The 25,619-nt window shown below is 66.8% G+C and carries 32 protein-coding genes; 5 read left to right on the top strand and 27 right to left on the bottom strand.

All coding sequences use genetic code 11. The annotated features are described in order from the left end of the window. The first annotated feature begins 55 nt into the window (after positions 1-55). Positions 56-763 (top strand): hypothetical protein, encoded by a 708-nt coding sequence (locus D3877_RS13060; protein ID WP_238474874.1) that lies wholly within the window; start codon positions 56-58, stop codon positions 761-763. 6 nt (positions 764-769) lie between these two features. On the opposite strand, the gene D3877_RS13055 is transcribed toward D3877_RS13060, so the two are convergent. From D3877_RS13055 to D3877_RS30850, 5 genes are all read right to left on the bottom strand, one after another. Then, a complete protein-coding gene (locus D3877_RS13055; RefSeq protein WP_119831237.1) occupies positions 770-1,333 on the bottom strand; it encodes a TetR/AcrR family transcriptional regulator in 564 nt (187 codons plus the stop codon). Then, positions 1,333-1,821 carry an HPP family protein gene (locus D3877_RS13050; protein ID WP_119831236.1) on the bottom strand — a complete coding sequence of 163 codons (489 nt, stop codon included), beginning with the start codon at positions 1,819-1,821 and terminating at the stop codon, positions 1,333-1,335. Before D3877_RS13050 ends, D3877_RS13055 begins: the two co-directional genes overlap by 1 nt. 63 nt (positions 1,822-1,884) lie before the next feature. Continuing rightward, entirely contained in the window at positions 1,885-2,475 is a 591-nt protein-coding gene (locus tag D3877_RS13045) for a HutD/Ves family protein (protein ID WP_119831235.1), read from the bottom strand. Positions 2,476-2,526: 51 nt separating this feature from the next. Then, positions 2,527-3,225: a hypothetical protein gene (locus D3877_RS13040; protein ID WP_119831234.1), complete on the bottom strand. Its 699-nt coding sequence runs from the start codon at positions 3,223-3,225 to the stop codon at positions 2,527-2,529. Between the two features lie 167 nt (positions 3,226-3,392). Beyond that, complete coding sequence (locus tag D3877_RS30850) at positions 3,393-3,515, bottom strand: hypothetical protein (protein WP_274379631.1); 123 nt, start codon at positions 3,513-3,515, stop codon at positions 3,393-3,395. A 349-nt stretch (positions 3,516-3,864) separates the two neighbouring features. Between D3877_RS30850 and ade the strand changes: the two genes are divergently transcribed. Beyond that, complete coding sequence (gene ade, locus D3877_RS13035) at positions 3,865-5,574, top strand: adenine deaminase (protein ID WP_119831233.1); 1,710 nt, start codon at positions 3,865-3,867, stop codon at positions 5,572-5,574. Positions 5,575-5,833: 259 nt separating this feature from the next. Next, the gene (locus D3877_RS13030) at positions 5,834-7,585 is read left to right on the top strand and encodes a CocE/NonD family hydrolase (RefSeq protein ID WP_119831232.1); all 1,752 of its coding nucleotides are present in this window, start codon (positions 5,834-5,836) and stop codon (positions 7,583-7,585) included. Here the strand turns inward: D3877_RS13030 and D3877_RS13025 are convergent. Further along, entirely contained in the window at positions 7,504-8,274 is a 771-nt protein-coding gene (locus tag D3877_RS13025) for a Fic family protein (RefSeq protein WP_119831231.1), read from the bottom strand. The genes D3877_RS13030 and D3877_RS13025 overlap by 82 nt on opposite strands. 224 nt (positions 8,275-8,498) lie before the next feature. Here D3877_RS13025 and D3877_RS13020 point away from each other — a divergent pair, with 224 nt between their 5' ends. Next, the gene (locus D3877_RS13020; RefSeq protein WP_119831230.1) at positions 8,499-8,900 is read left to right on the top strand and encodes a bacteriohemerythrin; all 402 of its coding nucleotides are present in this window, start codon (positions 8,499-8,501) and stop codon (positions 8,898-8,900) included. A 92-nt stretch (positions 8,901-8,992) separates the two neighbouring features. Here D3877_RS13020 and D3877_RS29420 read toward each other — a convergent pair whose 3' ends face one another. From D3877_RS29420 to D3877_RS13000, 6 genes are all read right to left on the bottom strand, one after another. Beyond that, a complete protein-coding gene (locus tag D3877_RS29420) occupies positions 8,993-9,262 on the bottom strand; it encodes a hypothetical protein (RefSeq protein ID WP_147395188.1) in 270 nt (89 codons plus the stop codon). Between the two features lie 17 nt (positions 9,263-9,279). After that, positions 9,280-9,441, bottom strand: a complete 162-nt coding sequence (locus D3877_RS30240) for a hypothetical protein (RefSeq protein WP_199720795.1) — start codon at positions 9,439-9,441, stop codon at positions 9,280-9,282. A gap of 114 nt (positions 9,442-9,555) precedes the next feature. Beyond that, positions 9,556-9,864, bottom strand: a complete 309-nt coding sequence (locus tag D3877_RS13015; RefSeq protein WP_119831229.1) for a hypothetical protein — start codon at positions 9,862-9,864, stop codon at positions 9,556-9,558. Positions 9,865-9,914: 50 nt separating this feature from the next. After that, positions 9,915-11,021 (bottom strand): phage late control D family protein, encoded by a 1,107-nt coding sequence (locus D3877_RS13010; protein ID WP_119831228.1) that lies wholly within the window; start codon positions 11,019-11,021, stop codon positions 9,915-9,917. 6 nt (positions 11,022-11,027) lie between these two features. Further along, the gene (locus tag D3877_RS13005) at positions 11,028-11,237 is read right to left on the bottom strand and encodes a tail protein X (protein ID WP_119831227.1); all 210 of its coding nucleotides are present in this window, start codon (positions 11,235-11,237) and stop codon (positions 11,028-11,030) included. Further along, positions 11,237-11,641 (bottom strand): phage tail protein, encoded by a 405-nt coding sequence (locus D3877_RS13000; RefSeq protein ID WP_199720794.1) that lies wholly within the window; start codon positions 11,639-11,641, stop codon positions 11,237-11,239. Before D3877_RS13000 ends, D3877_RS13005 begins: the two co-directional genes overlap by 1 nt. Before the next feature lie 122 nt (positions 11,642-11,763). Here D3877_RS13000 and D3877_RS12995 point away from each other — a divergent pair, with 122 nt between their 5' ends. Then, a complete protein-coding gene (locus tag D3877_RS12995) occupies positions 11,764-12,099 on the top strand; it encodes a hypothetical protein (RefSeq protein ID WP_119831226.1) in 336 nt (111 codons plus the stop codon). Positions 12,100-12,124: 25 nt separating this feature from the next. Here D3877_RS12995 and D3877_RS12990 read toward each other — a convergent pair whose 3' ends face one another. The 15 genes from D3877_RS12990 to D3877_RS12925 form a co-directional block, all read right to left on the bottom strand. Then, on the bottom strand, positions 12,125-14,527 hold the full coding sequence (locus D3877_RS12990; RefSeq protein ID WP_147395187.1) for a tape measure protein: 2,403 nt from the start codon (positions 14,525-14,527) through the stop codon (positions 12,125-12,127). Positions 14,528-14,536: 9 nt separating this feature from the next. After that, positions 14,537-14,650 carry a GpE family phage tail protein gene (locus D3877_RS12985; protein WP_119831224.1) on the bottom strand — a complete coding sequence of 38 codons (114 nt, stop codon included), beginning with the start codon at positions 14,648-14,650 and terminating at the stop codon, positions 14,537-14,539. Between the two features lie 23 nt (positions 14,651-14,673). Continuing rightward, positions 14,674-14,949 (bottom strand): phage tail assembly protein, encoded by a 276-nt coding sequence (locus tag D3877_RS12980; RefSeq protein WP_119831223.1) that lies wholly within the window; start codon positions 14,947-14,949, stop codon positions 14,674-14,676. A gap of 82 nt (positions 14,950-15,031) precedes the next feature. Then, the gene (locus tag D3877_RS12975; RefSeq protein WP_119831222.1) at positions 15,032-15,544 is read right to left on the bottom strand and encodes a phage major tail tube protein; all 513 of its coding nucleotides are present in this window, start codon (positions 15,542-15,544) and stop codon (positions 15,032-15,034) included. Next, on the bottom strand, positions 15,544-16,758 hold the full coding sequence (locus tag D3877_RS12970) for a phage tail sheath C-terminal domain-containing protein (protein WP_119831221.1): 1,215 nt from the start codon (positions 16,756-16,758) through the stop codon (positions 15,544-15,546). The genes D3877_RS12975 and D3877_RS12970 overlap by 1 nt, the downstream gene beginning before the upstream one ends. Positions 16,759-16,852: 94 nt before the next feature. After that, positions 16,853-17,440, bottom strand: coding sequence for a DUF4376 domain-containing protein (locus D3877_RS12965; RefSeq protein ID WP_119831220.1), 588 nt, complete (start codon positions 17,438-17,440; stop codon positions 16,853-16,855). Between the two features lie 11 nt (positions 17,441-17,451). Beyond that, on the bottom strand, positions 17,452-19,980 hold the full coding sequence (locus D3877_RS30235) for a hypothetical protein (protein ID WP_199720793.1): 2,529 nt from the start codon (positions 19,978-19,980) through the stop codon (positions 17,452-17,454). Positions 19,981-19,993: 13 nt separating this feature from the next. Beyond that, a complete protein-coding gene (locus D3877_RS12960) occupies positions 19,994-21,541 on the bottom strand; it encodes a phage tail protein I (RefSeq protein ID WP_119831219.1) in 1,548 nt (515 codons plus the stop codon). Positions 21,542-21,546: 5 nt separating this feature from the next. Then, positions 21,547-22,395 (bottom strand): baseplate assembly protein, encoded by an 849-nt coding sequence (locus D3877_RS12955; protein WP_119831218.1) that lies wholly within the window; start codon positions 22,393-22,395, stop codon positions 21,547-21,549. Positions 22,396-22,401: 6 nt separating this feature from the next. Further along, complete coding sequence (locus D3877_RS12950) at positions 22,402-22,740, bottom strand: GPW/gp25 family protein (RefSeq protein WP_119831217.1); 339 nt, start codon at positions 22,738-22,740, stop codon at positions 22,402-22,404. Between the two features lie 15 nt (positions 22,741-22,755). Then, positions 22,756-23,409 (bottom strand): phage baseplate assembly protein V, encoded by a 654-nt coding sequence (locus D3877_RS12945; protein ID WP_119831216.1) that lies wholly within the window; start codon positions 23,407-23,409, stop codon positions 22,756-22,758. Further along, positions 23,409-24,035 (bottom strand): hypothetical protein, encoded by a 627-nt coding sequence (locus D3877_RS12940; protein WP_119831215.1) that lies wholly within the window; start codon positions 24,033-24,035, stop codon positions 23,409-23,411. Before D3877_RS12940 ends, D3877_RS12945 begins: the two co-directional genes overlap by 1 nt. Further along, positions 24,032-24,343 (bottom strand): head-tail joining protein, encoded by a 312-nt coding sequence (locus D3877_RS12935; RefSeq protein ID WP_119831214.1) that lies wholly within the window; start codon positions 24,341-24,343, stop codon positions 24,032-24,034. The genes D3877_RS12940 and D3877_RS12935 overlap by 4 nt, the downstream gene beginning before the upstream one ends. Next, positions 24,340-24,555: a hypothetical protein gene (locus D3877_RS12930; RefSeq protein WP_119831213.1), complete on the bottom strand. Its 216-nt coding sequence runs from the start codon at positions 24,553-24,555 to the stop codon at positions 24,340-24,342. The genes D3877_RS12935 and D3877_RS12930 overlap by 4 nt, the downstream gene beginning before the upstream one ends. A 1-nt stretch (position 24,556) precedes the next feature. Then, complete coding sequence (locus tag D3877_RS12925) at positions 24,557-25,597, bottom strand: major capsid protein (RefSeq protein ID WP_119831212.1); 1,041 nt, start codon at positions 25,595-25,597, stop codon at positions 24,557-24,559. Positions 25,598-25,619: the final 22 nt, after the last annotated feature.

Below are 25,619 nucleotides of genomic sequence, written 5' to 3'. Positions count from 1 at the left end.
ACCCGCCCGCTTGTCCTACAAACAGCCCCCAACCGCGAACAAGGGGAGAGGCGCCATGGACACCGACATCAGCTTTGCCGAGGCGATGCTGCGCCGGGGCGCCGGGCTGTTGCAGGACGCGGCGGCGGATGCGGCCAGCGACGCGGCGACGCCGACCGACCCGCTGGCGTTCCTATCCCGCTTGCTGGCGACGGCGGCGGCGACCGACGCCCCGCTGGTGGTGCTCAGCGAGGGCGGCCACCCCGACCTGTTCGACGAGGCCGCGCGCCTGACCGCAGCGCCGCTGACCGCCCGCATCCACCCGCTGGGCCGTTTGCGGCAGACAGAACGCGCGACGATGTACGAGTTTGACGGCGGCGGCCCGTTGACCGGCAACCGCGTCGTCGCCGCGTTGCTGCGGCCGGAGGATCGCGCCGATCTGCTCGATGTTTATGTGGCGATTGGTCGTCTGCGCGGCGGCGCGGCGCAACTGACCGTCGCCCCGGCCTTGCTGCGTTTCGACGCGGCGGCGCTGGCGCAAACCTTGTCCCTGATTGGCGAGGCGGCGACGCGCAGCGTGAACGCGGCCACCGCCGCGCTGGCCCACGCCGCCGCTGTTCTGCCGCTGCCCGGCCATGAGGAGGGCGGCATGCCCGCCCCGCTGCTCGATCTTTATTGGCAGGCGTTGACCATGGCGGCGGCGCGCGCGGATCGGAGCGGCCCGGATCGGAGCGACAAGGGCCGGGACGGCTTGGCGACGATGGAGCCGCTGGGAACCGCCTGACGGCGGCTATTCCGCCAGCCCGCAGCGCCGCCGCAGACGGTCGAGCACGCGCCCGAACAGCGCCGGGTCGTCGGTGGCGCGCGCCATCACCAGCCCGCCCTGGATGCCCGCCACCACCTCCTCGGCCACGCCCCGCGCCTCGTCCGGGTCCTGTCCGGCGCGGACCAGAGCGGCGGCCAGAGCATCGACCCAGCGCTGGAAATAGCCCTGGATCCGCGCGCTAAACGGGTCGCGGATGTCGCCCAGCGCGAAGACCCCGACCAGACACATCCGGCGGCCCGACCGGAAATAGCCGTCCACCGCCGTGAACATCGCGGCGATGGCCGCCGGCCCGTCGGGCGCGTCGGACAGCGGGGCGAACAGGTTGGTTTCAAACCACTCTTCGACGTTGGCGAGGACCGCCGCCGCCATCTCCTCCTTCCCGCCGGGGAAGAAATTATACAGGCTGCCCTTGCCAAGCCCGGTGGCCTTGGCGATCACGGCAAGGCTGGCCCCCTCGAAACCATGGGCGCGGAACAGCTCGCCCAGAACGGGCAGGACGTCGGCGCGTTCGGCGACGCTGCGGGCCATCAGGCGGGCTTCATCGGGTAGGGGGTCCTGGTCAGCCGGTGGTAAAGCACGGCGATCAACACCATGCTGACCGACCCGGCCAGCACCGGCGTCAGCAAATAGGAAAAACCGGGATCGGCGGCGAACACCACGATGGGATCGGCCCCGGCGGGCGGGTGGGTGACGCGGAACGCCGCCATCAGGGCGATGGCCAACCCAACGGCCAGCGCCACCGCCCACCACTCGTTCGGCAGAGCCAGACGCAGCGTCAAGGCGACCAGTGTGGACAGAAGATGCCCGCCGACGACGTGCATCGGCTGCGACAGCGGGCTGCCCGGTACGGAAAACAGCAGAACGCAACTGGCCCCGAAGGGCGCCATCAGCAAAGGCGTGCCCACCTGAAGGCTCAAGCCCCCGACCAGCCCGACGGCCAGAACAGCCCCCAGCCCGGCGAGCAGGCTGCGCGTCAGCGGCGTGGCGGGCAGATGGGGGGCGAGGTAACGGCGCATCTTTGTACCTTTCGTTCAAATTATGACCGAACGGTACAAAGATGCGCCGACATGGTCAAGCGCTCAGGCCGCAACCCCGCTTTCACGGCGGCGGATTTCGGCGACGACGGCCTCGGCCCCGTCGAGAGCCGACACAAGAGCCGTCGTCACGCCGCGCAACAACAGGCTGTGGCCGGGCGGAACCGGGATGGCGTCGCCGTCGGCGGGTCGCACCCGCGTGGTTCCGCTCAGCGCGTGGACCAGCACCACCTCGCCCGACGCGAGGCAGTCGCCGCCGCTCAGCAGCGTGACGGCCCCTGTGGCGTTGGCGCGGTCCAGCATCAGGTTGAAATCGCGGATCGGCCCGTCGAGCAGGGCGCAATCGACCGCCGCCTCGCCGGGGAAGGCGAAGGCCGGTTCCATCCGCCGACGCGCCACCGGGGCGCCGCCATTCACCGACAGGGTCATGCCGACCCCTTCGATCACGGCGATCAGCCGATCATAGCCGGTGAAGTTGGAAAAGGGGCCGGGCGCGGCGACGTCGGCGATGCTGACGCGCCACAGGAAACGCTCGGCGGTCAGCGCCTCGACGGCGATTTCGGTGGTCGTCCCCAGACCGTTTTTCCAGGGAACGCGGCGGCAATCGGCGGGGGTGAGCAGGGTGTAGGACGGCATGGGGGCGTCTCCGGCGGCGGGGCGGGAGACGCCTCATAGCATTGCCGACGCTCAGACGAACAGGCTGAAGCTGCCCATCAGCTTTTCGGTGCCGGTCTGGCCGGTGGTGATCGAATTCATCGAACTGATCGCCGTGTTCAAGCCGTCCAGCATGGCTTGCTGGCCGGTGGACAATTGATACGGGTTGTCGCCTTTGGCGGGCTGTTTGGCGACGGTGTCGTAATCCTGGCTGTAGCTGCCCATCACAAGCTGAAGCGCGTAGTTTTTCGGATCCTTGGCCGACTCGCCCTTGTCGCGGGTGATGCGCAGGGTGTAGTCGCCCTTGTCGAGGGTCAGATTGCCCTTTTCCAAGGATTTGAAGGAGTCGTACCGATCCCCGGCCTTGGGGTCGCTGTCGGCCAGAACGGTGCCCAGCCGGTTCATCAACTGGACATGCACCCCGTCGTCGCCGACATGGCCCAAGGTGGCTTCGCCCGCGCTGGTCGTCTTGAACTTGTAGAAATCAACGGTGTCGTTGGCGGCCAGCGTGCTGGCGACGTTCAGGCGGGTGGTGTTCTTGGCGAGAATGCCGATGTCGGTGGCGGCGCCCGAGTTGCTCAGCGTCGATTTCTTGACGGTCTTCTCGTAGGTCTTCACCTCCTCAGCGGAAGTGGTGGTTTGCGAGGCCTGAAGCGCCGACACCGCGTTGGCGATGGAGGCGTTGAGGCTCGACACCATGGAACTGACGCTTGAGACTGCATCGTCGGCCATGACCCGGCATCCTTTCCGTTCCGACGCGGCCCGCCGCCCCGTCCTGCACAGACATCCCTGTGTGAAGGGATACGGACGGGGGGCGCGGCTCCTGCGCGGACATCGGAATTTTTTTCGGACGTTTTTCCGGGCGGGCGTTGGCCGCCGTCATGCCGGGAAATCCCCGGTCAGGACGGCGTCGGGGCGTCCGCCTTGGCCGGTGTTGGGGCGGGGTTCGCCGCCGGGGCGGGTTCGCTGGCCGGAGGCTGGGGGGCTTGGGTGGGGCCGGTGACGACGTCGAAATCGAACATGACAACCTCATTCAATCAGGATGAGGCCGCCCCGGTGATCCGCTGTGGATCGGTCCTGTGATTTGGATTGGATGCCGCGCCGCCTGGGGACACGAAACACGAAAGCCGCCTCAAGGACTTGGGGCGGCTTCGGGATGGGCAACATGTGCGCGATCCTAGGCCGCCGGTGGAAACCAGCGGCCAAAATATCGGGACAAGCCCGACGGAGCGAGGAAAAGCGCGTGTTGCATAAGACGACCCTAACCCAAGCGCCCGCCGCTTGCCAAGCGAATCTTGAACGCAGGCTTGCGCAACCCGCGCCGCCGCGCCACCTTGCCGCACAGGCGCGCAAACGAACGGGGCGACGGCGATGACGGTTGGACGGGATGGGTTGAAGACGCGGATCGGGCAGGCGTTGGGCGACCACAAGGCCGATCTGGTCATCAAAAACACGCGCTTTCTCAACGTCGTGACCGGGGAAATCGCGCAGGGCGACATCGCGCTGTGCGGCGACGTCATCGTCGGCACCTATGAGTCTTATGATGGGGTGGAGGAGATCGACGGGCGCGGGCTGACCGTGGTTCCGGGCTTCATCGACACCCATCTGCATTGCGAATCGACCTGCGTCACCCCCAGCGAATTCGACCGCTGCGTTCTGCCGCGCGGCACCACCACGGCGATTTGCGACCCGCACGAGATCTGCAACGTGTTGGGCGAGCAGGGCTTGCGCTATTTCCTCGACAGCGCGGGCGGCACGGTGCTGGACCTGTTCGTGCAATTGTCCTCCTGCGTTCCGGCGACGGAGCTGGAAACCTCCGGAGCGCGGTTGGAGGCCCCCGATCTGGTCCGCCACATGAACCACCCCAAGGTGCTGGGGCTGGCCGAATTCATGAATTTCCCCGGCGTCTTCCACAAGGTGGACGGGGTGCTCGACAAGCTGGCGGCCTTTGACGGGCGGCACATCGACGGCCACGCCCCGCTCGTCACCGGCAAGGAGTTGAACGCCTATCTGTCCTGCGGCATCCGCAACTGCCACGAAACCACCAGCGCCGCCGAGGCGATGGAGAAGCTGCGCAAGGGCATGCAGGTGCTGATCCGCGACGGCTCGGTGTCGAAGGACGTTCACGCCCTGGCCTCGGTCATCACCCCGGAAACCTCGCCTTTTCTGGGCTTTTGCACCGACGACCGCAACCCGCTGGACATCGCCGAAGAAGGCCACATGGATCATCTGATCCGCAGCGCCATCAAGCTGGGCGCGCCGGTGGCCCATGTCTACCGCGCCGCCACCTGGTCGGCGGCGCGCGGTTTCCGCCTGTTCGACCGTGGGCTGGTGGCGCCGGGGCAACGGGCCGATCTGGTGCTGCTCGACGATCTGGAAGACTGCGCGGTCAACCGGGTGATCCGGGGCGGTCGGGTGGTGACGGCGGAAAGCTTCGCCAACCGCCCGGCGGTCGCGCCGGTCGGGCTGGATTCGGTGAAGCTCGATCCGGTCGAGCTTGGCGATTTCGCGGTTCCGGCGGGCGGATCGGTGCAGTCGGTCATCGGGCTGCTGCCCGGCAAGATCATCACCGAGCATCGCCGGATCGAGGTTCCTGTCGTCGATGGCCGGATGGTTGCCGATCCGGCGCGCGATCTGCTGAAAATCTGCGTGTTCGCCCGCCATGGCGTCAACCGCAACATCGGGCGCGGCTTCGTCCAGGGCTTCGGCATCGGCGCGGGGGCCTTGGCGTCGTCGGTTGGCCATGACAGCCACAACATTTGCGTCGTCGGCGCCAGCGACGCCGACATGACGGTCGCGGTGAACCGGCTGATCGAACTGCAAGGCGGCTTCGTCGCCGTGCGCGACGGGCGGGTGGTCGGCGAATTGGCCTTGCCGCTGGCCGGCCTGATGAGCCTGGAGCCGTTCGAGACGGTCGAGGTTCAATTGCGCGCCCTGCGCGCCGCCGTCCGCGCCATGGGTTGCCCGCTGGCTGAACCCTTCCTGCAACTGGCCTTCCTGCCGCTGCCGGTGATCCCGCATCTGAAGATCACCGACCGGGGCATGGTCGATGTGGACCGCTTCGAGCTGATCGCCGCGTGAACGGGCGTCTGTCTGTTTTTTAGGCGATTGATTGTGAAATGGGCGGACTTGCGCGGGTGTGGGATCCCGCGCCGGTCCGAACACCTCCAAGGCTCCAGGTCATCCGGCCCCGGCGACCGACGCGGAAGCCTTTGCCCGTGCGCCATGGCGCGGGCCGTGTCGCGGGCGCGGGACAAAAGACCGCATCCGGCGCGCGCAACCGGCTCTGGCACAGGCTTTGCCAAGTGGTGACGTATCTCTCCCACAACGCCGTCTCCGCATGACCCATCTGGCCCCTGTGCTCATCGAATCCTCCACCATTCTGCTGCCGGTCCGGCCTCCTGAAACCGTGTCGATGCGGACGCGGGACGGGGTGCGTTTGGACGCCGATCTCTATCGGCCCGACGCGGCGGGGGTTTGGCCGGTGCTGCTGCTGCGCGTCGCCTGCGGGCGGCGAACGGCGTTGACCAGCCATTACGCGCACCCGCGCTGGTACGCGGCGCGCGGCTATGTGGTGGTGGTGCAGGATGTGCGGGGCTGCGGCACCTCGGACGGGCGGTTCCGTCCCTTTGAGGCGGAGCGCGAGGACGGGGCCGACGCGGTCGCCTGGGCGGCGTCGCTGCCGGGATCCTCGGGCGTGGTCGGGCTGTATGGCTGCGGCTATGCCGGGATGGCGCAGTTGCTGACGCTGGCGGCGGCCCCGTCGGCTCTGCGCGCGGTCGCCCCGGCCTTCGCCGGGTGGGACGTCTTTTCCGATTGGGCGTATGAGGGCGGAGCCTTCCGTCTGGCCGACGCCATGGGCTGGGCCTTGCGCATGGCGGCGGATTCGGCGCGGCGGGTGGAGGATGGCGCGGCTCACCGCGCGCTGAGCGACGCGGCGCTGCGCCTGCCGCTGGATGATGAAATCCCCTCGCGCCCGCAGGCGCTGCGCGATTACGCCCGCTACGCCCCCCATTACGATGATTGGCTGACCATGCCGACGCCGGGACAAAGCTGGGACGCGCTGTCGCCGCGCGCCCTGCTGGCCGACATGCCGCCCGACGTCGCCATCATGCAGATTGGCGGCTGGTTCGATCCCCGGCTGGCCGGAACGCTGGACGCGCATGACGCGCTGGCGGGCCGCAGCCGCGCGCCGGTTCGGCTGGTGGTCGGCCCCTGGACGGCGGCGGGGCCGCAGGACGGCCCCTCGCTCGACAGTCTGCAACTCGCGTGGTTCGACCGTGTGCTGAAGGGGGAGGCGTCGCAGGCCGTCGAGCGCGGTCGCGCGGTGCGACTGCACGACGTCGAGGCCGGGCGTTGGCATGATTTGCCCGATCTTCCGGCGGCGACGACGGCCTTCTGGCTGTCCAGCGACGGCTTGGCGACCCGCCAAGGCGGACGGCTGTCGCCGGAGCCGGGGGAACTGGCGGAATTGGACGTGCTGGTCCATGACCCACGCGGCCCGGTCCCGGCGCTTGGCGGCCACGCCGTGCCGGACCCCGGACGCTTTGACCGGGCCAGCCTGGACCGGCGGCCCGACGTGGCGGTTTACACCAGCCTGCCGGTGAGCGAACCGTTGCGTCTCGCCGGGCGGGTGGCGTTGGATTTGTGGATTGAGGCCGACGCGCCGTCTTTCGACGTCAACGCCGTGCTGTCGGTGCTGCGCCCAGATGGCCGCGTGCTGCCGCTGACTCAAGGCCACGCGCGGGTGGAGCCGGGGGATCCGACGCGCCCCTTGACCATCGCCCTGCGCGGGGTGTGCGCGACGCTGGCGCCGGGGTCGGCCCTGCGCCTCAGTCTTGCCGGGGCTTGCTTCCCGGCTTATCCGATCAATCCGGGAACCGGGGCGGAGCCGGGGGAAACCCGGCGGGTGGACGCGCTGCCGATCACCCTGTTGATCCACAGCGGCCCCGACCGCCCGTCACGCCTGCGTCTGCCCTTGCCCTTGCCGTTGTCCCGCGACGGGGAGGATCACGCTTCGGCGTCGAAGGGGGGGATGATGGGATCGGCGGGTCCCTTCGCCGCCGCGACCAGACAAACATCCAGGCTCTGATCGAGAAAGCGCATCATCAGGTCGCGGAACGGCGTCTTGTCGCCGACCGCCCACGCCCGTTCGACCAGATCATTGTACAGCGCGCGATCCTCCGCCCGGACCACCACCGGGGGATAACCGGCGCGGTTCAGCAGCAGATTGCACAGCAGCAGGGCGGTGGCGCGGTTGCCGCTGTTGAAGGGGCGGAGGGCCATCAGGCGGTGATGCGCCTCGAACGCGGTGTCGGGGGCGGCCTCGGCCCGGCGCAGCCAGCCCGACAGCGCCGGCATCGACACGCGCAGTTTGGCTGAGTCGGGGGCGTTGCCGGTTTCGTCGTCCTTGGGCGGGGCGTTGCGGTATTTTCCAGCCTCGTCGTCGATGCCCTGGTGCAGCACGCCGTGGAAGGCGGCGATGGTCCGCTCGTTGACCACGCCCGCCGGTTCAAAGGACAGGCGGGCCATCAGTTCCAGCGCGGCGCGATGGTTGAGGGTGAAGCGCTGCTCCTCCACCGCCCGGTGCCGCAACAGGGTTCCCCGGTCCAGGATCGCCTTGATGTCGGCGCGGTTCAGCGGCACCCGCTCGATTCCCACCGCCGCGACGGTCAATTCCATCTCGAACCAGTCGGCCAGATCATGGACCGTGTCCTGCGGCAGCGGGCGGGCGCCGTCGAGCACTCGTTTCTTGTCCGCGATCTCATCATGCAGGGCCATGGGCCGATTCTCCGAAAAACACCAGACATCAACGGGAGAGGGGCCTTGCGGCGGGGGCTTGGCCCCGCGTGATGACCGGGATGACCACCCCCCTGCGGGGATTTGCCGCTTTGTCTTCGCACCGTTGCCGGTTTTAGGATCCCTGTCAAGACATCGACAATTTAGACTGTTCGGCCAGCCGTCGCCCCGGAAAACAGGGGCGCGCGCGGGGGGAGGATGGGGCCATGGATCACGTTGTCTGGGACGAAACGATGAGCGTCGGCGTCGCCGTGTTGGACGGGGAGCACCAGCATCTTCTCAAGCTGTTCAACGGTTTGCTGGAAAGCGGCATCACGCCGTCGAACCGCGAGGAATTGTCCGGTTTGCTCGCCAGCCTGAACGATTATGTCGCGGTCCATTTCGCGCGGGAGGAGGGGCTGATGGCGGGTGGCTCCTACCCCAATCTTGAGGAGCACATCGCCGCGCACCGCTATTTCGCCGCCGAAGTCGCCAAGCTGTGCGAAGAGTTCGATGGCGACGACACGACGATGCTGCGGATGGATTTGATCCTTTTGTTGAAGGACTGGTTTGTTGAACACATCCAGCAGACCGACGCGCTGTACAAGCCCTACATCAAGAACGCTTGAGCGGGCTTTTGAGGGAATCCTCAAGGGCGTTCCCGGCGGGGCGTTCCGCTCAATTCGGAGAGACTTTGTAGGAAACGCCGGTCTTGCGAGCGTCAAAACAGAGGCGTTGCTTTCCCATTGCTGTCCCAACGGGCGCTTTTCCAAAACACACCAGAGCGAACCCATTGAAAAACTGGTAGGCCTGGCCGGATTTGAACCGACGACAACACCGTTATGAGCGGGCAAGTTTTAGCTGAACAATGGCGGATTTCCTCGCTTTTTAACGTGCGCAATTGGCTTTCGGCGATGGCGGAAAACAAGGACTTTTTGTCGTCTGCTTTCCCATTGCTTTCCCATTGCTTTCCCAAACGGGGCAGGATCAACCTGCCCCGCTCCTCGATCACCCTTTGGTGACGACACCCACCAACCCTGCCACAGCGATGCCAGCGGTGATGATGGATTGCTGAAGCTCCGGCGCGATGTTGACGCCAAGCGCGGCGGCCAGCAGAGAAAGGCCGCGCCAAGTGGACGCTTCGGACAGACGGGAAATGAGATAGTTCATGATGCTATGCCCCTCCTTCGGGCATCAAAAAAGCCGCAGGCGGGATGCCAGCGGCTGGAAAACACGGGATGGTGATCGGGATCAGTTCGGTTGGATCAGGAAGGCGAATAGCGCCTATTGAAAAAGACCAAGGAGCTTCGCCGCTCCAACGCCCGCGCCACCGCCCAAAAGCGTCATGCCGCTCAAAACACCCATACCCCGATCCCGCAAGCGTCGAAGCTCGCCGGTTTCTTGGGCCAATTGACCCACCGCTTTTCGCAGTTCCACCAGCGATTCCCCCAACCCTTCGACCGTGGCCGCGAGCGAATGCAATTGGGCGGTCCCTTCATCGTATTTGACGAAAAGAGACCGGCATTGCTGCGCAACCTGATCTTGGCCAGCCTCCAACCGGCCAAGCGTCTGCGACAGTTCATCGATTCCCACAGTGGATCCTCCTATATGAAAGTGATAAGCGGTCTGGATTGTTGTCGCGGTCAGAATCGGACCACGTCCGCGTCCGGGACAGACCCATCCGCGCCAACCTTGGCCAGCTTTGCGGCGTTGGCGGCGGCGTTCTGTTGCCCCTCGTTGAACTGTTCGGCGTCCAGCGAACAGGTGTAGCCGCCTTTGTCCAGCTTGTGTTCCACCGACGTGACCCGCCAATCGGTCGGCACCCCCGGCCTGAAGCCGGACAGCGTGAGGCGCTGTTCCGCCATCATCCGGGGATTTCCGGGACCCGATCCATTGAAGCGGGCTTTCTCCCGGTCTTTCTCGTTCTTCTTCGTGCTGGCGTCCGCCGCCGCCTTTTCCGGGTTGCTGGACACGAATTTGACGTTCTCATAGGGCGGGTCTCCGACGGTGACGGCGTTCAGCGCCGCCGTGTCCTTGTCCCAATAGACGGCCTTGGTTCCGCCCTTTGACCCCGGTTTGTCCGCGCCGTCCTTGTCGGCCTCGCCCGCTTCCGACCGCGCCGAGTAGCTGTAGGTCCAAGACGTCAGGTCGCCCGGACGCAGCGTGACGCCGGGCAACGCCTTGCCGGTCACGGCCTTGGCTTGCCCCTTCGGCGCCAGCACCAGATACCCGTCCACAGGCTTGGCGACCGCGTCGTGGGCGGACGCCAGCCGCGTGAGGAAAGCCATGGAGCTTTCGTTGGTTTGATCCTCATGCCGCACCGGAACGGCGGCTAAGACCGGGTCGGCCTTCACGGTGAAGCCATGCTCTTTGGCGATGGCCTCGGCGATGGCCCCAAGCGTGGTGTCGTTCCAGGATTTGGACACGGGCGAACGGAAGCTGGTCTCCATCCCCGCAGCCTTGGCCCCGATTTCCAGCGTCGCCACCGGGCCGCTGTATTTGATCTCATCCACGGTGAAGGACCCCATCGACACCGCGCCGCCATCCTTGTAGCCGATGGCGAATTCCAGCTTGGTCCCAACGCTGGGCATCGCCAGATAGGAGCCGTCGCGGGGGCGGTCGTCCAACCGCAAGGTCAGACGATCCGATTTTGTTTCCGCCTCGTCCTTATAGGATATCGAAATCAACCGATCCGCGATGGCGGCGGTGATGTCCTTGCGGTCGGCGGTCAGCCGAAACACGGGAATCATGGCCTGTCACCCCCAGATGCGGACAAGGGTCTGGACGGTCGGCGACGGCAGGTCGGGCAAGAGAATCGTCCGACCTGCGGGCAGCAGCGGACCCGCGTCAGCCAACCCGTCGTTGGCCTGCAACACGGCCTCCATGGCTCCACCCACCGCGCCGTAATGTTTCCAGGCGATCCAATCGACGGTGTCGCCGTCGCGGGTGACATAACGCGCGGCCATCACGCGGCCCCCGCGTCTTGGCCGTATTCCTGAAGCTTGACGGTGAAATCAATCCGGCGCGGACGGCCATCCGCCAGGAACACCGATTGCGTTTCCGCCACGTCAAGAATGACGTAAGGCCCCCAGACTTTGCCGGTTCCGTCCACAAGGTCCTGCGGCTCGCCCTTGGCGGCCAACTCGCGCATTTTCAGAACCTGCCCCAAACCGCCCTTGAACGCGGTGTAGATGGTGCCTTCCAGTTCCACGGCGATCAGGTCCGGCCCGGTGAATTGCAGGGCTGGCGCCCGACCAATGCGGTCCTGCTTTTCCCAACGGAAGCCTTGGGTGCGTTGCAGCTTTTGATAGGCGGCGGTGCCGATTTCAAACCGGAAGTCGCCCAGCCCCATCATGATTCGGTCTGACATGGTGACGCCCCCTGTCGATGATGGGTTTTCCTTGCGCCTTTTTTGGTGGTAGGAGTCGAAAAGCACAATGATCGGGAGGACGCCGTGGAAAGAGAAAATCGTGTTTTTTCGGGTGTTACGCCATGATGGGCGCACGCATCGGTGTGGCGATGGTCGTCATGATCGCCGGAACCGCGTCGGCACAGGACATTCCGCGCTATGACGTGGCCAAACATTGCGGATCCGTTGCCGCTGCGGGTGGGGGCGCGCCGTCTGAAGTCATCCGCAACGGGTGCTTTCAAATGGAGCAATCGGCTTACAACGGTTTGAAGCCTTTGTGGGCCGGATTGCCGCAAGCCATGCGAAAACACTGCGACATGGTGGCAAGCGTTGGCGGCGGCGGCTCTTACTCCATTCTGCAAGGTTGCATCAATATGGAGCAATCGGCGAGCAGCCAAACTCCAGGGTTCAAGTATTAAGACGAATGCCATTGGCCTTCACCTTTCAATGATCGTACAGGGACGCCGCCGCGTCCGATTGCAGGGCTGAACGCCAGTCGGCCAAGGCCCGCTCCACCACGGCCTGCGCTTCGCGCTTGAACAGGTCCAGTTCCGCCACGCCGTTGACGGTGATCGACACCGTCACCGGCGCGCTGATCGTCGTGGTGGGGCTGGCCGACTTCACCAACCCCGGTTCCGGCGGCTTTGCCGGGGCCGGGGTCTGGGTCTGGGTGGGAGGCGACGGCTTCACGCCGGGCGACGGCGGGGGCGCGACGCCCGGTGACGCCGCCGCCTGGATCGCCGCCGCCGCCGCCGGGGTGGGGCGCGGGGACGGTATGGCCGCTGGGGCGGCGGCCACGACGGCGATGGTCGGCGACGGCTTCGGGACAGGCACGCGGCTTGCCGGGGATGGAATCGACGCCGGGGCGCTCGCCACGGCGGTGATCGCCGGTGACGGCGTCGGATCGGACAGGCGATTCGCTGGGGAGGGAATCGCCGCCGGAGCGGTCGCCACCGCCGTCACCCCAGACGGGCGAGCGCCCACCGGCTGAGGTGCCGCCTGAGGTGCCGCCTGAGGGGCCGTCTTGCCCCCGGTCGAACTGGCGGCGGAGGCGCTCAAATCACCTTTTGGCGCTGACAAGCCAAGCTTGTCTTTCGCCCAATCCGGCAACCAGCCCGTCAACTCCGCCATGGCGCCGGACACCCAACGGGTCAGAACCGCCCATTCGTCCTTGAACCCATCCAGAAAGCCGCGAACCCAGGCCGCGCCCAAGGCGTAAAGGTCAATCCCGGTGAAATAGGCGATCAGGTCGTTCACGGCCTGCGCCACCAACGAGACGGGGTTGAACCGGCTCAGTAGCGCGACGACGCCTTGGACAAACCCGTCGTTGAACGCGGCGCTGACGGGCGCCCAAAGCCCCGCGAACCACGCGGACACCCCGTCCCAATTCTGGTAAAGCAGCGCCGCGCCAGCCGCCAACACGGCCACGGCGGCGATGACAAGGCCGATGGGGCTTGCCGCCATCGCAAGGTTGAACGCCGCCATGACGCCATAACCGGCGCGCAACGCCGTCACAAAATTCCCGACGGCGGCGGCCAACGGCGCGAACAGCAGCAGCGCCATCCGCGCCGCCGTGACCGTCATGGCGAAATTCAGCCGCAAAAACGCCGACGCAAGAGACAAAACCCCGCCCGTAGCCAGAGCCGCCATGCTCATGCCGACACGCGCCAGCCCCATCGTCACCCCGCCCAGCGCCAACCCAAGGTTCAGCGCGGCGGCGATCAGCGCGCCGTTCATCACCGCCGCCGCGCCAATGGCCGCGTTTTCCCACCCGCCGACGAAGGTCACGGCGCGCTGGACCCATCCGACGAAATCCGCGACCGCTCCGCTGACCCGCACCCACGCCGCTTCCCAATCGACCGACATCACCTTGTTTTCGATGGCGGTCAACGCGGTGACGAAGGCGTCGGAGATTCGTTTGGCCCAGGCGTCCAACGTGCCGTTGGCCTTCAGCTTGTCGATCCAGGCCAGCAATCCGGCCAGCTTGCCTTTCAGCGCGTCGAAGGAACCGGCGTCGCCGATGGACCGCCAGAACCCGGCGATGTTGTCCATCATGTTCGACGCCATGCCGTCCCAGGTTTTGGACAGGTTGTCCATCGCCCCATCGAAGCCCTTGGCCTTGAAGATGGCGAGAACCGCCGCCTTCATGGCCTTGGCGTCGTCCTTGGCCGCCTGAAACGTGCGTTGCCGCCCCTTCGCGTCGGTGAAGGCCATCGACACGATGTCGTCTTCGGTCTTCGATTTGACGCCGAACTCCTTCATCCGCTCCATTTCGCCGGTCACGGCGTCGGCCAGGGCCTCCACCGCCTGATTCAGCGGCTTGCCCATCGCCGCCGCCGCGTCGCCCAGCGTCTGCAACGCTCCATCGGTCGGGTCGATGCCGTAGGATTTCAGCTTCACGAAGCTGTCCATGACGCCGTCCAACTCGTAGGGCGTCTTGGCGGCGAAGTCGGCCACCCACTTCATGCTTTCCTTCGCTTTGGCGTTGGAACCCATGATGGTGGTCAAGATCGTCTCGAATTTTTCAAACTGGGCGGAAACCGACACCACGGACTTGCCCATGGCGACCGCGCCCGCGCCAAGTCCGATGGTGCCGATCCCGGCCAACCCCGCCAGCTTTCCGGTCAGCGCCCCGACATGCCCGGACACCGACCGGATCGCGCCGCCCACAGCCTGGAACCGCGCGCCCAGAGCCGTCACACCCGACACGTTGGCGAGATTGCCCATGGCCATGTTCACTGCGCGCGCCGGTGCGGCCAGACGCGCCATCGCCGCGTTCATGCGGGTGATCGGGGCGGTCAGCCGGTCCACCGCTGAAACGATGACGGATACTTCGGCTTTCGCCACGTTCACCCCCTACGCCAGCCCGGCGCGCTCGCGCGCCAGACCACGCCACCGAAGCAGCTCCTCCGGTTCCATCATGTCCATGAGGTCCGGCGACCAATGAAACACGGCGGCCACGTCAGCCATGGCCGCCCACACGGCGTCGGGACTCAGCCCCGCGCCGTCCCGGTAAAATCCGCGACCACCTCCGCGATCAGCGGCAGGACATCCGCCGGAATATCGTCAACCTCCGCCGGAGACAGTTCGGCCAACGCGCCGATCATCCACAGGGTCTTGTTCAGGTCGCTGCCGCCAACCTTGTCCATGCGGCGCAGATCGCCCGTTTTGGGCCGACGCAGGATGATTTCCGTCAGGACGCGCCCACCGATGGTGATCGGCTCAGGCAGCGGGATGGCGCGCGCGCCACGGGTCGTGGGTTCGGTCATGGTCGAAATCCTTGCTGGTCAATCAGAATGGGCATTCCGCCGGACGAACGCCGACGGATTGATCGGGGTTACAGGCCGGGAGTTACAGACCGATAGCCGTCCGTTGGGCTTCGAGCTGGTCTTTGCCGTCGATCACGCGCTTCATGTTGATGACGTCGATCTCAATCAGATCGCCGCCGTCAACGGTCAGCTTGTAATAGAAGCCGGTGAAAGCCAGGGAGAGGGCGGATTTGTCGCCCGGCTTCCACGTCCCCAGGTCGATTTCCTTCCACCCGCCACGCAGATTGACCGTGACCGCCTGCACGGTCCCACCCTGCGCCTGGAACGCGCCGCGCACCGTGACCGGCAAAGCGGCGCTGTCCAAAAGCCCGAAGGATTTGAAAATATCCGGGTCAAAATCGGACACCGTCATGGCGGCTTCCAGCTTCTCCATGCCCAATTCCAGATCGACGGGGGCGTCCATGCCACCGGCCCGGTGGTCTTCCGTCTGCAAGGTCAGCTTGGGCAAGGTCAGTTCGTCCACCCGCCCGGCATAGCCGCGACCGTCGATGAACAGGTTCATGTTTTTCAGAACCCGTGGAAACTGGATCGGCATCAGAGGATCTCCACGATGTAGTCGTTGACCAGTTGCGACCGGAAGGTGATGTGTTCGGCGGGATACGGCGGGGTGAAGTCGAAGTTGAAAAAGACCTTGCCCGCCGCGATGTTGGCCGGGCTGTTCAGGTCGGGGTCCGGCCAACAGCGACCGCCGAGAATCGCCCCTTGCGCCGTCAGCGACCGCAGATAGGCGTTCACGCCTTCGGCGACGTCGGCCATGTAGGTCTTGGTGATGTTGCGATCCACCGCCCACAGATGGGCGCGCTGAAGGCTGTCGTTTATCATGTCGGCGGTGCGGCGCACCGACAGGAACGCCCATTTCGAGTCGCTGGCGCAGGTGCGGTTGCCCCACAGGCGGAAGCCGTCCTCACGGATGATGCAGGCGACGTCATGCTCGTTCAGGTGATTGGCCCGGCAATTGGCGTCGCCCAGCGTGAAATCCACGGCGCGGCTGGTGCCAAGCACGCCGTTGATCGTCTGGTTGGACGGGGACCACCAAAAGCCACGGTCGTTGTCGATCTTGGCGATCAACCCGGCGACGCGGGCCGACGCCGGTTCGTTGACGACGGCGGTTCCGGCCAGCACCTTCACCCAAGGATCGACCAGATAGACCCGCGCGCTGCCCCAATCCGCGCGATCCGTCAGGGCGGCGGCGTCGTTGCTGTTCGGGCCATCCTTCACGATGACGGCGCGGGTGCGTTCGGCGATGCCCAACAGTTCGGCCACCACCGGGTTGGCCAGCGTCTGACCAGGGGAATCAGGATCGTCCGGGCGCTGGTGGGTGAAGCCCGGCGCGATCAGAACGCGCGGGATCACGCCCAATTCCGTTCGCGCGGACAGCAGGGCGTGCACCCCCCGATACGCGCCGGTGACGGGGTCCACCCCGCCCAGCACATTCGCCATGGTCGCGGCAACGGCCCCGTCCCCAACCCCTTCGGCGACGCGAACCACCACGACCATTGCCCCGATCTGGTCGAAAATGGCGTCCAGCGCGCCGGGCAAGGTGCCTTTTCGCTCCCCGATCATGTCCAGCTTCGCGGACGCGGCGCGGGACCCGGCCACCAACACCGGCGTGTTCAGCGGAAACGCGGCGGCGTCGGCGTCGGGCGCGGTGCCGACCACCCCGATGATCGACGATTTGACGGTGCGGATTGGGCGCGGGCCATCGTCAATCTCGACAACCTCAACCCCATGCAAAAATTGTTCGGGCATACGGACACTCCATGAAACGCGCAGGACGCGGCGCCCCGCAAAAGCGGGGTGGACGCGGGGCGCAAGCTTTTGAAGAAGAAGGGGGGAGAGCCGATCAGCCTTGCTGATCGCCCGGCGCGGGACCCGGCCACCCCGTGGCGCCGGTGGCCCCATAGGCGTCAATCGCCGCATCGTAAGCGGCGATGGCGGCGGCGACATCCGCCGCCGCCAAGATCGCTTGCGTGATCGTGAACTCACGGTCGATGCAGTGTTGGACGTGGTCGATGGCCGCCGCTCCCCGCCGCATCACCGTGCTGACCGACGCCGATTCAAAAACACGCCGCGACAGCTTCCAGCGAATCAAGGCTTGAGGCGCGCTTTGCGCCAGTTGCGCGGCCCGAAGATACGCGCCAAGAAGCAACGTTCTGCCGCGTTCAGACGTGTCCACGCGATAGCTGTCCGGCATCACGACGCCGCGCGCGGCCTCGGATTCGCCGCGCGCGGCGACCTTGGCCAACAACTGGTCGACCAGATGGTCCAGCGTTGGCGGGCCTGGAACGCCATCGACGATGATCCAATCGGTGGCGATCCACTTTCGCAGAGAAAGCGGGACCTCAATCCACACAACAGCCGCTGGGTAGCGGCCCGCCGGATCGGTCGTCGTAACCTCAGCGACCGATCCATCCTGTTCGCGACACCACATGAAAGCCTCCCTCAAGCCGCGTTGGTGGGATAGGACCGGGCCGGACCCCAGATCACCCGGACGCCGCCGGTCCCGGTCCCGCCGCCGCCATACTGCGGGCCGACGCCGTTCGACCCCGGTTGACCGTTGCCTGAATGCGGGTTGGTGTTTCCGCTGCCTGCCCCGTCGCCGCCCCGCCCGCCATTGCCCATATAGCCAGCAGCGCCGCCGCGACCGCCGGGGCCGCCGCTGTAGCCAGGATTGCCCGCCCCGCCGCCAGCCCCGCCGCCGCCGCCGCCGCTTCCAGGACTGCCGGAGCTTCCGCCTTCATTGCTCCCGCTGCCGCCAGCCCCGTTGTTCCCTTGACCACGCAGGCCGACGCCGCCGCCATTGCCGTCACCACCGCCGCTGACGTTCCCCTCGCTGGTTGTTCCCGGCGCGCCGCCGGCGCCGCCGCCACTGCGGTCGGCCAAGCTCGGATCGACCACGCCCGCGCCGCCCGCCGTCGCCGTGCCGCCAAATGCGACAAGCCAGGAGCCAATGCTTGAGGATTCGCCCGGCCCGCCGACGGTGATGGTCACGGGGACGCCCGGCGTCACCGGGATTTCGTTGGCCCAGCGCAATCCGCCGCCGCCGCCGTTCGGGTGGCCGCCACCCACAGCCACACCGCAGATCGCCGTACAACCCGGTTCTGGAACAAATTGGTAGACGCCCGGCGTCGTCCACTCTTGTTCGCCGACGGGTTGGCGGGTGGTGAAGGCTGTCGGAACCGACCAATCGGACCAGCCCGAAACAGCGCCTTTGTGCCGACAGCGCCAGCGGTACGAGGTCAAGGCCAGCAGCGCCGACGGAACGGCGTAGTTGGTCAGGCTGGCCGTCTCCAGGCTGTCATGCACAATCACAGCAAAGGACTCGTCAGCGGCGATTTGCCACCGCGACGCCAGATGCGCGTCCGCGCCGCCCGCCAGCATCGAGAAGCCCGACGATTGCAGCGTCGGCGTCAAGCTGACGCCGACCGCCGCCGCCGGGGCCAGATTGGTCGGCGTCGCGGGGAGGGCTTGCACGGTGAAGGCGGTCGGAGTGGACCATTCGCCCGCGCCAATGCGCGCGCCGATATGCCGCGCCTGCCACCAATAGCTGGTCAGCAGCGCCAGCCCGGCAGCCGATGGCACGGTGTAGCTGGTCAAATGCGCGGCGTCGTCGCCGCTGTCATGCACCAGCGTCGTCATCGCCGCCGATGTGCCGACCCGCCAGCGGCTCGCCGCGTGGGTGTCCGCTCCACCAACCGACGCAAAGCCCGACGATTGCAAAGTCGGCGTGCGCGACACCCCGGTCGCGCCCGCCGCTGGCGCGACCGCCGCCGGTTTCACGACATATTCAAAGGTCGATCCTGTGGTGAATGCTCCCGGTTCAGACCAGGGCGACACATTGCCGTCGCTGTCGGTGTTGTTGACTCGCCAGAAATAGGCGCGCCCCGTCACCAGAACGCCCGCCGGAAGCTGGTAATTGGCGACGGCGCCGTCGGCGTGGTCGTGCAGCACCGTGCCGAAGGCGGGGTCCTCGCTGACCTGCCAGCGTGACGACGCTTGCGGCAGACCGTACAGCGACCGATAGGGCGAGGCCGTCAAGGTGGGGGTCTCGCTGGCGTTCTCTGCCCCGTCGACCGGCGACAGAGCGACGGGCCGTTGCACAAAATCAGCGACGCCCGCTTTCGGCGCGGTGTAGGCCACCATGGAATGGACGCGGGCGCCAAGCCCGGACGGCCCGGCGGAAACGGTCACACGGATGTCCATCGGCCCGCCGCCGACCGCCCACACCTCGTCACGGGTTCCTGCCTCCGCCTCCAGCGTTTCGACGCGCGCGCCCGCCGTCCAGAGGTTGCCGCCCGCCCCGCGCCACGCCACGTCCAGAACCGCGTCGCCGACGTCGCGCCGCACGACCACGCGACCTTCCGCGTAGTAACGCACCGCCGACAAGGCCCGGCTGAACAGCACGCCGCCGACAGGGGCGTCGGCGAATCCCGTTCCGACGGCCCAATCGGTGCGCCCTATCTGCCCGCCGGTCAGCGACACCACGAGGGGAGCCGTCGCGCGCAACCGGGTGGCGGAGAGGATTTGCGCCACCGTCACCGTGGCCCGCGTCGCCCCCGCCCACACCACATAGCTGCCGCCGACCAACAGCCGCGCCGTGGACGCGCAATCGACGCTGTCGTCACCGGCGACCGTCACAACGTCGCCGACGACGGGCATGTCGCGCCAACTGTAGCCGTCGGCGACGAACAGCTCGCAATCATACCCGCTGTCGCCCAATCCCCAGACGAGGCGCTGCGCCCGGCCCGCAACCGCCGAACTGTCGCCCTCGATGTCGGTCAGCCGTCTGGCGTGATCGTCCACCGTTGCGGCAAGCGCCTCGTGTCCCAGGCGTAAATAGGCGGTGCGTTCGGCGAGATCTTTGTGCGGCCGGTTGTCCACGCCGTCCGGGCCGCCCGCCACCTCGTCATCAATTTCCAACTGGTAGACATCCGTCCAAGCCGGATTGTCGGGATCGACAAGAGTTCCCATGGTCGTGTCCTCCTCAGACGTCGAGTTTCCAGACGTCGCCGATTTCCAGATCCGGCGTTTTTTCGATGGCGCTGCGCACCATGCGCGCAACGAGAACGCCGTCGGCGCGCAGCAGGCCGATTTCCCGAACCATGAGACCGTTGGCCGCCTCATGCGGCAGCACCCAATGGACCAACATTCGCTTGGGTTCGTCGGGCGGATACACGATCCCACCAATCGGGACCAACACCGGGTTGGTTATGGCGTCGGCGTCCGGCGCGAATCCTTCGCCGAAAGCGACGTGTGACAAAAGCAACGCCGGGTCGCCGGTCGTGAGCAGACGGCGCACGCCGTCGTAATAGGCGGGCAGGTAAGTCGTTGTCATGCGCGTGTCTCGCTGTGGTAATGGTGACAAAGCCCAAGCGCCCGACCAAGGATCGGACGGCAGGCGATCCGCAGGGGAATCGAACAGAAGGGCGCAGACGGTGGAGCCGTCCTGCCGCAGCAAGGTGATCGCCGACACCCGCGTGAGGTCGGGGGCGGCGTCAGCCGCAACGGCCCAATCAACCAGGGTTTCGTGACCCTGAACGCGGATCGTCACCGCCGTTCGGCTGTCCACGCCGTCCGGCCCGGACAGCCGAACGGCGGCCAATTGGCTGGATTCGGCGATGGGATCGGCGACGAGGAAGCGAACTTCAGCGTCGGACGCGGCGGAACGGCGGCGGAGACGCAAGCTCAGGACCGACAACGGCCCATCGTGACGACGGTTGACCAACCCGTCGTAGCGCACCGATCCGTCGCGCGGCAGGTATGGCGCGCGCGCGCACTCCAACCGCAGGCCCAGCCGCAGCCGCAGGCGCAAACTGTTTTCGACGAACACCGGAGAGGGGATGACGCGACCCGCGCGAGTTTCAGCGCCGTCATAACGCACGCTGCCGTCGCGCCGCAGCGCCACCACGCCGCCGCGTCGCCGGGTGCCGTCGCGGATCCCCACGCGACGGGTGGGAATCGTCAGCCCAACGCGCAACATTGGCGTGGCAACCGGGTCGCTGTCCCGCGTCGTCTCTGGATTCACGAGCAGCCTCAGCGCGTGGAGCACCGAACGGGCGTTCTTGGCGTGGCCAATCGCCGTCACGATGCGCCCCGTGTCCAACCGGGTCAGCCCAGCGTCGCCCGCCACCACAGCGACGCGGAACAGCGCCCAGCGCGCCGCCCCGTCATAACGGGCGCCGCCATCGCGCCGCCCTGCGCCGTCGTGTCGAACGCTGGGCAAGCCCTCGGTGATCGACGCCACCGTGTGGCCAAGCGCGGCGAGCGCGCGGCGGATGGCGTAAGGCGTCCCTTTGTAGCGATGCAACTCCACCGCCGACGCGACCAGGGCGCGGCGGTCCTGATCGGTGCGGGCGCTTTCCCACTCCTCGTCAATCGACAGGGTCCAGGCCAGCCAGGGCAGCAGCTCGGCGGGAATGGTCCACGGATTCCAGAGATCCCGGATCGGAACCGGCACGTCGGCCAACCGCGCGAGCGTGACGCTGATCGCCCGTTCCTGCGCCGTGGCGTTGGGCGGAAGCAAATCGACCATGCCCGTCACCCCATGGCCAGCGAGACGGAGGCGCAAAAAGCGGCCTCGGTGGACGCTGGAACGATGTCAGCGAGAGGCTGCGTCAACCGAACCGCCGCCACGCCCGGCTGGTGCAGGGCGGCCATCAAGCCGGACAGCGGCACGGTCACGCCCAACCCATGGCGCTGGGCGACATAGCGTTGCAGCGCGGCGGATGCGGCGGCCAGCACCGTGCCGCTGTCCGGGCCTGGATCAATGTCAAGACTAGCCCGCACGTCGTAACGACGGATCGCCGCCGCCTGCACGTCAACCCGATCGGTGAGCGGGCGCACACGGTCGTCGTTTACCGCCGCCCGCACCGCCGCCAGCGTCGCAAGATCGGGCGCGCCATCGGCATGGGTGGACAAGACGGTCAAGCGGACGACGCCGGGAATGGGCGTGTCCACGCCGATGTCCTTCACCAAAGCCGACGCGCTCAGGGCGTGATACAGGTAGGACCCGCGCGAACCGGCGGTCGAATAGCCTTCCAGCGACATGGCGATGCGGCTGCGAAAGCGCTGATCGTCTTCCGACACGCCGTTCGTGGACAGCCGTCCGACCCCCAGAAGCGCGCCCAAATTCTCCAAATCAGCGCCACGCGCGTAAGCCACCATGGTGGCCCTCGCCGCCTCGTTGACCCGCAGACGCATCAACACTTCGCGATAGGCCGCGACGTCCAGCAGCTTCATCACCGGATCGCTGTCCAGCATGGCGGAAAAGGCCGGGTAGCGCGCCAGGAAATCCGCCCGCATCGCCGCGACGACGCTGTCGAACGACAGGGGTTCGACCACCGCCGGAGCGGGCAGGCTGGACAGATCAATCGAAGAGGACGCCATTTCCCGTCACTCCACCACGATGCCGTCCATGGTGATGGCCGCGCCATCCGGCAGATATTGCGCCTCAAGACGCAGCACCACGCGACCAGGGGCGGCGGCGGCGATGGCCACGCGCAACAAGCGGATGCGCGGTTCCCAACGCCGCAACGCCGTCGCGGTGGCGGCGTACAGGTCCAGCGACAGCCCCGGATTCATTGGCGCGTCAACCAGGGCGGGCAGATCGGACCCGTAATCCCGCCGCATCACCCGCGTGCCGATCCGCGTCGTGAGAATGTCGGTGATCGACTGGCGCAAATGGTCCAGCCCGCTCAACGGCTGGCCGTTGGCGGCGTTCATGCCTTGCATGACCCTCTCCGTCCGTCAGTGACTGTGATGGTTGCTGTTCTGACCGGCGTTCAGCATGTCGCCGGTGGCGGACACGTCGCCGGTGACGGCAAGCTGTCCGACCATCTTGAAATGGCCGCTCAACGTGGCCGACCCGTTTCCGGCGTCGGCGGTCATGCCGACCGTTGGACCGGACAGGAAGACGCCTGCGGGCGTGACGCGCAACGAGGACCCGCCGCAGGTCAGCGTGATGCCGTCCTGCGTGGTCACGATGGTGGCGGCCCCCACCTCCACCGTCGCCGTCCCGGACGCTGGCAGACGCATCGCATGCGTGTGGCCGTCCCGGTCATATTCGACCACCGCGCCGTCCTGATAGACGACGCGCGACACCGTGGCCTTGTCGCCGGGGGCCGGGTGCGCCGATTGATTGACCGTGGTGACGATGCAGCCTTGGGACAGGTCGCCGCAGGGCGACGCGACCAGAACCTGTTCGCCGATTTCCGGCGGGTGCCACGTCCGATCCCCCCCCGCGCGGGCCGTTCCCCAGGGTATCCAGGCGGTGACGTTTTCGCCGGTGCGCACACGCGCGCGCGCCTTGGCGTAGTCAACCGCCTCAATGCGGCCATAGGCGATGGTGTTGCCCACACGACGCTCCAGGTCCGACACAATTTCGCCCGGTTGGCGCGCCATCACGGTGTCTCCACGGGCAAAAGGACCGGCAGATCGGCGACGGGCCGATAGTCGGCTTCGTGCGGCGGCCCAATGTCGGGCGACCAGGACGCCATCACCATTGTGGGAATCGGCGGGTCTTCCGCGCCGGGCAGGACGCGGGCCAGCCGGTAGGCGACGGCGTAGGTCAACAGCGCGTTGCCGTGCGGCTCCGCGCCGTCCACATCCACAAACAGCTCGGTTTCGACAAGCGCGATGTCCGCGCCCTCGAAACCGGGGATTTCCCAACCGGCGAGCGTCCGCTCGATCTGTTCCGCGATCTCGTCCAGCCGATCATCCAGGCGGCTGTCCGGGCGATCTTCCGTCTCGATGTCCGCGTCGCTGCGGATTTCCACCAAGATCGCCGCGACCGTCAGCCGCAATTCACGGTCGGTGTATTCCACCGTTCCGTCGTTGAGCGGCGCGCCAAGCACCTTTTCACCACGCGCGAACAGCAGGATGCACGGCATGTCCCGCAAGCCGATGCGACGGGTGCGGGACGAAAACACGCGGGCGCCCGCCATCGTCGGGTGAACGCCGTCCGGCCCGACGCGGCTCAACCGATTGCGGAAGGCGTCGCGAATGGTCTGGCGCGCCGATGTCGTCATCGCGACAGCACCCCCATCGTCATGCCATGGCCGTCAGGCTGAAGGTCCGCCAGAGTCCACGCCTTGCCCCGGACGCGGATGCGGTCGCCCGCGTGAACGCCGTCAAAATCAGACGGACGGGCGCGCACGCGCGGCGCGCTGCTGGACACGCCGACGCCCGTTTCAGGATCAGTCTCGATCCATTGTTCATCGAAGATCACCGTCACCTCCCGCGCCCCGGCGACGCCGGGAAACAGAATGGCGGCCTCGCCAAACGTGGCGAGGCACGCGTCGGCTAGCTCCGCCGACGCTTGCGCCCACACGTTCATGCGTCGGCGTCTTCCAGCGGCAGGCCGGGGGAGCCGTCCGCCGCTTGCGGCTTGGCGGCGCCCCAGGACGCGAACCCGCGACGGACCAAGGAGTCGGCCTCATCCGCCAGGATGTCGGCTTCCTGCCCCGGCGCGATTTCCTGCGTCTTGCCCTGATCGCTCGCAATCAGGGTGACGCGCGCCACGACGCGGCGCTTTTTTGCGGCGGCCATGTCAGCGCACCGTGGTGCAGCAGGTGCCGTTGGGCAACGGCAGCACCACCAACGGGGCCGATTGGGTCATGACGAATTCGGCGCTGGGGTTGTCGTTGATCCAGTTCTTCGGAAAGAACTCCAACGCCTGATAGCCCGCGCGCGGATCACGGATGGCGCCCTGCGCTTGCACGCCATCGACCTGTGGGGCGGCCTGCACCACCTGATAGTCGCCCATCAGCTTGATCGTCGCCCCGCCGTCATCTTCGGCCACGTCGTTGTAGACCCAGAAATCAAAATCGCCGATGGAACCGACGAAACGTTGCTTGGGTTTGTCGGGACCGCCGCGCGCGATGGGACCCATCTCCACGTCGCCGGACGATTGACGCCGCAGGTCCAACAACCGTTCGACCCGATCCGACGCGCGGAACAAAGACCAGGCGGTGGGGGAAAACGTCACCTCCGTGGCGGGCAGTCCCGATTTTTCCTGCGTCAACGCCGCTTTGTCTTCCAGCGTCTTGATGGGATCGACGCCCGCTTCGCCCCAGCGCGCGGCCCCGGTCAACGCGGCGGTCAAGGCCGGATCACGGCCAAAATCGACAAGCACCTTGGGGTAGTCCGGGCCGACCACCGTCACCATGCCGCTGCGCAGGATCTCCGCCGCCATGAACTCTTTGCGCCGGATGATCTGCGCCCGATGGTCCAGCAGAATGTCGGCGATCACCACCGCCCGGCGTTCGGCGGGGGTGATGTCCCCGCCATAGCGTTCGCCGGGGCGGCGGGTGAAGGGGCGATTCGGATCGACTTCCGTCATCGGCTTGACGTAGGCGGGCTTGAAGGTCTTCGTCACCGACCCTTTCGAGCGCACCGGCGCGCCTGCGGCGGTGGGCATGACGAAGGGCGCCAGCTTGACGCCGCCTTTCTCGATCACGTCGAAGTCGATCAGCTCGCTGTCGAAGGTCTGAAGGCGCGGAAAATATCGGTCCAGAAAATGCGTGCCGGGCGCGTCGTATTCCTCGAACACGCCCATCATCTGGCGCGTGGTGTACAGGGTGATGCTCATCGGTCGTAAACTCCCACAAACA

Origin of the sequence: Azospirillum cavernae, from assembly GCF_003590795.1 — a bacterium.
Taxonomy (GTDB): Bacteria; Pseudomonadota; Alphaproteobacteria; order Azospirillales; family Azospirillaceae; genus Azospirillum; species Azospirillum cavernae.
The sequence above is the reverse complement of the archived record's forward strand: the minus strand, read 5'-3'. Positions and strand labels throughout refer to the sequence as shown.